Raw genomic sequence first — 6,446 nt, forward strand, 5'->3', positions numbered from 1 at the left:
TGTTACGTGTTCCGGGTTGTGTGCCGGCATCGCTCGCACTCGCGGGCGATACCGGTGGTTCATTGTTCGGCATGCTTCGCCGCATCTTCGATCACAGCCACCACTTCTTTCGGGCGCGATTCATAGACCGAATGGCTTGCACCTGCAAGCACGGTCGTGTGACTGTGTGCCCGCGTGTAGTACCAGCGTTCGAGGTCGGGACTGATGATCTTGTCGTCCGCTGCGACGATGCCCCAGCTCGGCTTGCTGGTCCATGCGGCAGCCGTGAGCGGCGTCGAGAAGACCTTTGCCGCCGTCAGAATCTGCGCGTGCGATTCGAATTGAGCCTGCTTGAGCGGCAGGTCGGCCGCGAAATCTTTCGGGAAGTCCACGGGATTCAGCGAGGTGTAGCCATCGGCGGTCTTCATGATCGCGCCGGGCTGCTTCGATGTATAACTCGGCATGCCTTTGCCGAGGTCGCTTTCATCTTCGCCGACGGCGGGCGCGTGGGCGGCCACGTACACGAGGCCGACGACGTTTGGATGCACGCCGGCCTCGGTAATCACGGAGCCGCCGTAACTGTGTGCCACGAGAATCGTGGGACCGCTTTGCTGGTCGAGAACGCGTTTGGTCGCGGCGACGTCGTCGTCGAGCGAGCTCAGCGGTTCCTGCACGATGGTGACGTGGTAGCCGTCTTTGGTCAGCCGGTTGTAAACCGGCTGCCAACCCGACCCGTCCACCCATGCGCCATGAACGAGAACGATGTTGTGCACAGGCGTGTTGTGGGACCGGGTGTCTTGCGCCATCGCGGCAGTCGATGCAAAGAGCGACGCCGACAATGACAGGGCCGTGGCGGCGAGGGGCAGAAACTTCATGACAAACTCCGATATGCGATTAGAGATTACGTTTGAACAGATCCAGGTGATCAACCAGTAACAGTCGGGATGCCGCTCTTCATGGACGATTGGATTGGCATCCGTACGCGCACTGTTCAACTGCCGAAAAAGAGGTTGCAAAAGCTGACCGGACCGACGCAGTCGGAGGCCATCGACTTGTGTGCGTGTGCGCCTGATGAAGTACTGCCGTTCTGCGGCACACCGCCGTACGCTGATTGGGTCGTTTGCGAAGCGGTTTGTGCGGCGACCTTCGCTTCGGCAGCCTGAATGTTGGCCGGGTAGGTGGTGTCGCTGCTAGCCGAGGTGCTGTAGCCGGCCTGCTCGACGCGAACCAGATCGGCGCGCACCTCGGCGCGAGTCAACGGAGCATTAGATTGTGCGAAGCTCAGTGCGGGGGCGGCCAATGTGCCGATAACGAGAGCGATGCCAGCAAGAGTCTTGTTCATGATGAAAATTCCTTTTGATGAATGTGATGACCTGACAGGTCATGGTTGCGATTCTTAACTTGCCGTCGGAGACTTGAGTGCCGCCGCTGGCCGATGCAAGGATGATCAACGAAAGATCTTTTTAATACGGATGCCTAAGTACTGGATAAATGAAGAAGCCTGCGTGGGTGACAAAAGATACGTCTATGTCTACCTGCCTGCGTGTGCGAACCGTATGCGATTGAAGCGCGCAGACGTACTTCGTTCGGTATTCACGTCGCAGGCATCAGCAGCCGTTCTTGTAGAGGCAAACACGTCGAGCCGCCGCTTATTCCAAAATTTTTTCAGGCGAAGGTGTGACGGCGAATCTTACATTCCGCTGAAATGGGGGACATGCGGGCAATTGACGATGAGGAGGCGCGCAAGGCATCCCTCGCGGACGGTTGCAGCGCACACGCGAGTAATGAATATGAAAGAAGCGGGCCAGAAACGGACAGGGCTGTAGCCGTGTCAGGGCCGCGCGGAGTCAGTCACTTTGCTGCGTGACTGCATTCGTGAGCGCATGAGAGGTGTTATCCCGCCACCCGGTCACTTTCCCTTTGACCCTCGACCCGCCGACCGCGCCGCACTTCGCACGAATTCAACGAAACGCGCCGTCACCGGATCGTCGCGCGTGGACTGCCACGCCAGACCGACACGCCACTGCGCCGCCGCATCCCGCAGCGGCATGACCTTCGCGTCGCGCAGCAGATACTGCACGCGCGATGGCAGAAACGCCGCGCCGACGCCAGCGGCGACGGCCGCGAGGACCGACTGGATATCGTCGGTTTGCTGTATCACGCGCGGCGTGAAGCCATGCGCGCCACACCAGTGATCGATTTGTGCGGCCAACCCCGGGCCGCGTCCGCGTGCCAGCGCAATGAATCCCGGCTCGTTCAGTTCATTCAGATCGGCGGGAATGCGTTTCCAGCGCGACTGTTGTGGCACCGCCAGCGCGAGTTGCTCATCGAGTACGGCAAACGTGGACAGCGCGGCGTCGGCCGGCAGACGCAGAAAGCCGACGTCGAGCTTGCCGCCGAGCAGCCGGCGAGTCTGTTCAGCCGAAGACAGGTCGTTGAGTGTGACGCTGACGTTCGGATAGCGCCTGCGGAATTCAGCGATCAACGGCGGCGCGAAGTTGAGAGTGGAGAGCCCGAGACCAATGCGCAAATAGCCGCGTTTTCCGCCGCTTGCTTCGCGGGCGCGCGCGAGGATCTCATCCGCATCCCGTACTAGCATCGTTGCATCGGCGAGAAACCCCCCGCCGAATGTCGTGAGTTCGGCGCCATGTCTGCCGCGCTCGAACAGGCGGGCGCCGAGGCTCGACTCCAACGCCACGATCTGCTTGCTGAGCGCGGGCTGGCTGACACAGAGATTGTCGGCCGCGCGACCGAAATGACGCAATTCGGCGACGGTCAGGAAAGCACGGAGCAGTTTAAGTTCCATTCCACCAGCCTATTGAATGCGTCGAAACATTCATTTTACGTATTGAATGACAAGCGGTCCAATGGAGGTGTTTCATCGATTCCTGTCATGAGGTATTCATTGTGTCCGCTTCAATGCTGCGCGTTGCAACCATCCCGCTGATATCGCTTCGGGGTGAGGTGTCGCAGAACGTCGAACGAGTGGAGGCGTGGCTCGCGCTTGCCGCTCGCGAGCAAATCGACCTCGCGGTGTTTCCGGAAACCTGTCTCGTCGGAGGGGTGACTCTCGCGTCGCTCCATCGGCGTGAACTTGAAGCGCTGGCGGAGCCGCTCGATGGACCTGCGCTCAGCGCGATCACCGATGCTGTCGAGCGCACAGGTGTGGCCGCGGGCGTCGGCTTGATCGAGCGTGCGCAGGATGGGCGGCTATTCAACAGCTACGTGATCTGCATGCCGGATGGGCAGCGTTATTGTCATCGCAAGCTGTATGCGTTCGAGCATCGGCGGATCGAATGTGGAGAACGGTTCACCGTTTTCGATACGGTATGGGGCATGCGCATCGGCATCCTGATCGGCGCTGATAACTATCTGATCGAGAACGTGCGCATGACTGCGTTGATGGGCGCGGCGCTGCTTGTCGCCCCACATCGAAGAGATGGAGTGGGCCGCGAGAGCGAAGAGCGGATTCACGCGGTATCGGGGAAACGGGGGCCCGGTGGCAAATCAGGGCGGCGTGTCGCAAACGCAAGCGCGAACGCAGAGGTCGGTGAACAAAGTGACCCAACAAGCTGCTTGCGTCGATGGCTACCGGCTCGCGCCGGAGACAACGGTATGTTCGTCGCGTTCAGCGAGGGAATCGATTTCAACAACGAAAGCGCACAGCTTCCTGCGGAGGCAGCAATGATTCTGGACCCCCGCGGGCGCATTCTGGCCCAAGGCACTTGCGACTCACGCAAAATCGTTTCAGCGGATCTGGATTCAGCGCTGATCGACCAAAGCATTGGCCGGCAGTGGCTCATGCGCCGCCGCCCGAGCCTTTATGGGCCATTGGCCCACACATCTGGTCAGGCGTCGATAATCGCCGACGCGCCAAGGGTTGCGCGCGCAGGCTCGGTCGCGCTCAGTTTTGCAGTAGTCGGTCGCGACCGGCTGCTTCGGTAGCGGCAAGTGCGAAACGCCACGCTTGAGCAGCACGGCTCATTTGAGGGCAACGAGCCGCGCGCACCGATGGACGCTTTCGCCGACCAACGTTACGATCTCTCTTTGCTACTATGTAAGCCCGCGAGCGCTTTTGAACCGTAGAACAAGGAGAGGCAAATGAGCAAAGGATATTGGGTATCGAGTTACCGCAAGACCAACGACGCGTCGAAGCTGGCCGCGTACGCGCAACTCGCCGCGCCCGCCGTGGCGGCTGCCGGCGGCAAGTTCATCGTGCGCGGTGTGGCCGAAGAGGCGCGCGAGCAGGGCTTGAAGGAGCGCACCGTCGTCATCGAGTTTGCGACTTACGAGCAGGCGGTCGCCGCTTACGAAAGCGAAGCCTACAAGAAAGCGCTCGAAGCGCTGGGCGACGGCGTCGAGCGCGATCTGCGCATTGTTCGCGGCACGGAGTAACGCAGTGGATGCGGTGGGCAAGTCAATGCCCTATCGCACTGAAATGCAGTAGTAAGGCGTTGGGCCGTCAATACAGAATTGGGGTTGACGGCTCGCCGCGTGAGCAGGCCGTCACCGTCCATTCGACCCACGCCAACTTACTTCACCGCCCCCAACGCCAGCCCCTTCACCAGATACCTCTGCAACCACGCGAACACGATCGAAACCGGCAGTGTCGCGCAGAGCGTTGCAGCCATCACCAGGTGCCACTGCACGACGTATTTCCCGGCGACCATGTCCGTCACCTGCACGGTGAGCGTCTTGTTCTCCGGCGAGCGGATCAACGTATAGACCACTGCGAACTCGTTCCACGCATTGATGAACGTGAAGATCGCCGTCACGACGATCGCCGGCACCGCCAGTGGCAGGAACACCTTGAACACGGCCTTGGTGCGCCCACATCCCTCGAGCCAGGCCGACTCTTCCAGATCGCGCGGCACCGTCTGAAAATACGAAGACAGCATCCACACCGCAAACGCGATGTTGAAGGCCGCATACGAAACAATCACACCGATCTTCGAGTCGACCAGGTTGCCGTCGCCGAACGGGATCATCGCGGCGAGCCGGAACAGACCGACCACGAGCAGAATGGGCGACAGCATCTGCGTGACGAGCAGGAACTGCCGATACAGGCCACGTCCGCGAAACGGAAAGCGGGCCAGCGCATAAGCGGCAGGCAGGCTCACCGCCAGCGCGAGCATCGTCGACAGCAAGCTGATGATCGTGCTGTTGCGCAGGGCCACGCCGAAGTTGGCTGCTTCCCACATGTCGATGAAATTGCGCCACTGCCACTGCACAGGCAGCCAGCGCGCCGGATAGACAAAGATCTCCGAAGCCGGCTTCAACGCCGTGAAGAACATGACGGCGAACGGAAACAGCACGACCACCACCAGCGGCGACAGCGCCAGCCAGCACCACAGCGAGCGCTTCATCTTCGCGTCGAAACTCATGACGGATCTCCTTCTTTCGCGGGCTGCAGGCGCAGATAGGCGATCGAGAAAAGGAACAGCATGACGAGCATGATCAGCGAGACGGCGGCGGCTTCGCCGGGACGTCCGAGCCGGAAGCCCAGTTCATACAGGTACGTGACGAGAATGTGCGTGCTGTTGTCGGGGCCGCCTTGTGTCATCACCCAGATGATCGGGAACGAGTTGAACACGTAGATCACGTTCAGCAGGATCGTCATGTTGATGAACGGGCGCAGCAGCGGCATCGTCAGCTTGCGGAACTGTTGCCATGCGCTCGCGCCATCGATTCGCGCGGCTTCGTAGATGTCGCCGGGCACCGACGACAAGCCGCCCAGCAAGATCGTCACGGTGAAGGGAATCGACACCAGAATGCCGACGGCGATTTCCACTGGGAACGCGAGCTCCGGCGTCGCGAGCCAATGGATTGGCCCGCCGATCAAGCCGAGCCGTTGCAACGTGACGTTGACCATGCCGTAGTCGTCGTTGAAGGCCCAGCGCCAGACCACGGCGGTCATCGTCAGCGAGACGGACCACGGCAGCATCACGATGGTGCGCGCCACGCCGCGTCCATGAAAATCCTGATTCAGCACCAGGGCGACCGGCACTGAAATCAGCACCGTGCCGCCGACCACGCAGACTGTCCAGACGATCGTGCGCCGGGTCGACGCGATGAACACGGGGTCGTTGAAAACCGTATAGAAATTCTGCAGGCCGGTGAAATCGCGAATCGCACCGAACCGTGAAACTTCGTGCAGCGATTGCCACACGATGTTGAAAATCGGATAGCTGATGATGAAAAGCGCCAGTATCAGACTCGGCGCAATCAGCAACCAGGGCGCTTGCAAGCGCGAAGAAGCGGAACGGCTCATGCGTGCTCGATCGTAAGACGCGTCCGCGTTATGCAGCGGGCGCGACGGGATGGGCCGGATACATCAGGTGTAATCAGGTGCAATCAGGTGCACCACGACCGGAACGCGGGGCCCGGGGTGGGGAGCGGGGGCGGGGGGGGGGGGGGGGGAAAAAACCCCCCCCACCGCCCCCCCCGCGCCAAACCCACCCCCCCCC

General features: G+C 61.0%; 7 protein-coding genes. 2 read left to right on the forward strand and 5 right to left on the reverse strand.

The window, feature by feature from the left end; translation table 11 throughout:
* Nucleotides 1-59: 59 nt before the first annotated feature.
* The 3 genes from PQQ53_RS29495 to PQQ53_RS29505 form a co-directional block, all read right to left on the reverse strand.
* Nucleotides 60-854 (reverse strand): alpha/beta hydrolase, encoded by a 795-nt coding sequence (locus PQQ53_RS29495; RefSeq protein WP_408328111.1) that lies wholly within the window; start codon nt 852-854, stop codon nt 60-62.
* Between the two features lie 116 nt (nt 855-970).
* A complete protein-coding gene (locus PQQ53_RS29500) occupies nt 971-1,321 on the reverse strand; it encodes a DUF4148 domain-containing protein (RefSeq protein WP_408154287.1) in 351 nt (116 codons plus the stop codon).
* A 567-nt stretch (nt 1,322-1,888) separates the two neighbouring features.
* Entirely contained in the window at nt 1,889-2,785 is an 897-nt protein-coding gene (locus PQQ53_RS29505) for a LysR family transcriptional regulator (RefSeq protein WP_408328113.1), read from the reverse strand.
* 113 nt (nt 2,786-2,898) lie between these two features.
* Here PQQ53_RS29505 and PQQ53_RS29510 point away from each other — a divergent pair, with 113 nt between their 5' ends.
* A complete protein-coding gene (locus PQQ53_RS29510; RefSeq protein ID WP_408328116.1) occupies nt 2,899-3,924 on the forward strand; it encodes a nitrilase-related carbon-nitrogen hydrolase in 1,026 nt (341 codons plus the stop codon).
* 156 nt (nt 3,925-4,080) lie between these two features.
* Nucleotides 4,081-4,374, forward strand: coding sequence for a DUF1330 domain-containing protein (locus tag PQQ53_RS29515; RefSeq protein ID WP_408154291.1), 294 nt, complete (start codon nt 4,081-4,083; stop codon nt 4,372-4,374).
* Between the two features lie 137 nt (nt 4,375-4,511).
* Here the strand turns inward: PQQ53_RS29515 and PQQ53_RS29520 are convergent, their stop codons facing one another.
* Both PQQ53_RS29520 and PQQ53_RS29525 read right to left on the reverse strand, forming a co-directional pair.
* The gene (locus PQQ53_RS29520; protein ID WP_121323698.1) at nt 4,512-5,363 is read right to left on the reverse strand and encodes a carbohydrate ABC transporter permease; all 852 of its coding nucleotides are present in this window, start codon (nt 5,361-5,363) and stop codon (nt 4,512-4,514) included.
* Complete coding sequence (locus PQQ53_RS29525; RefSeq protein ID WP_408149568.1) at nt 5,360-6,250, reverse strand: carbohydrate ABC transporter permease; 891 nt, start codon at nt 6,248-6,250, stop codon at nt 5,360-5,362. The genes PQQ53_RS29520 and PQQ53_RS29525 overlap by 4 nt, the downstream gene beginning before the upstream one ends.
* Nucleotides 6,251-6,446: the final 196 nt, after the last annotated feature.

The sequence above is a fragment of the Paraburkholderia strydomiana genome (assembly GCF_046030495.1).
Lineage (GTDB): Bacteria > Pseudomonadota > Gammaproteobacteria > Burkholderiales > Burkholderiaceae > Paraburkholderia > Paraburkholderia strydomiana_A.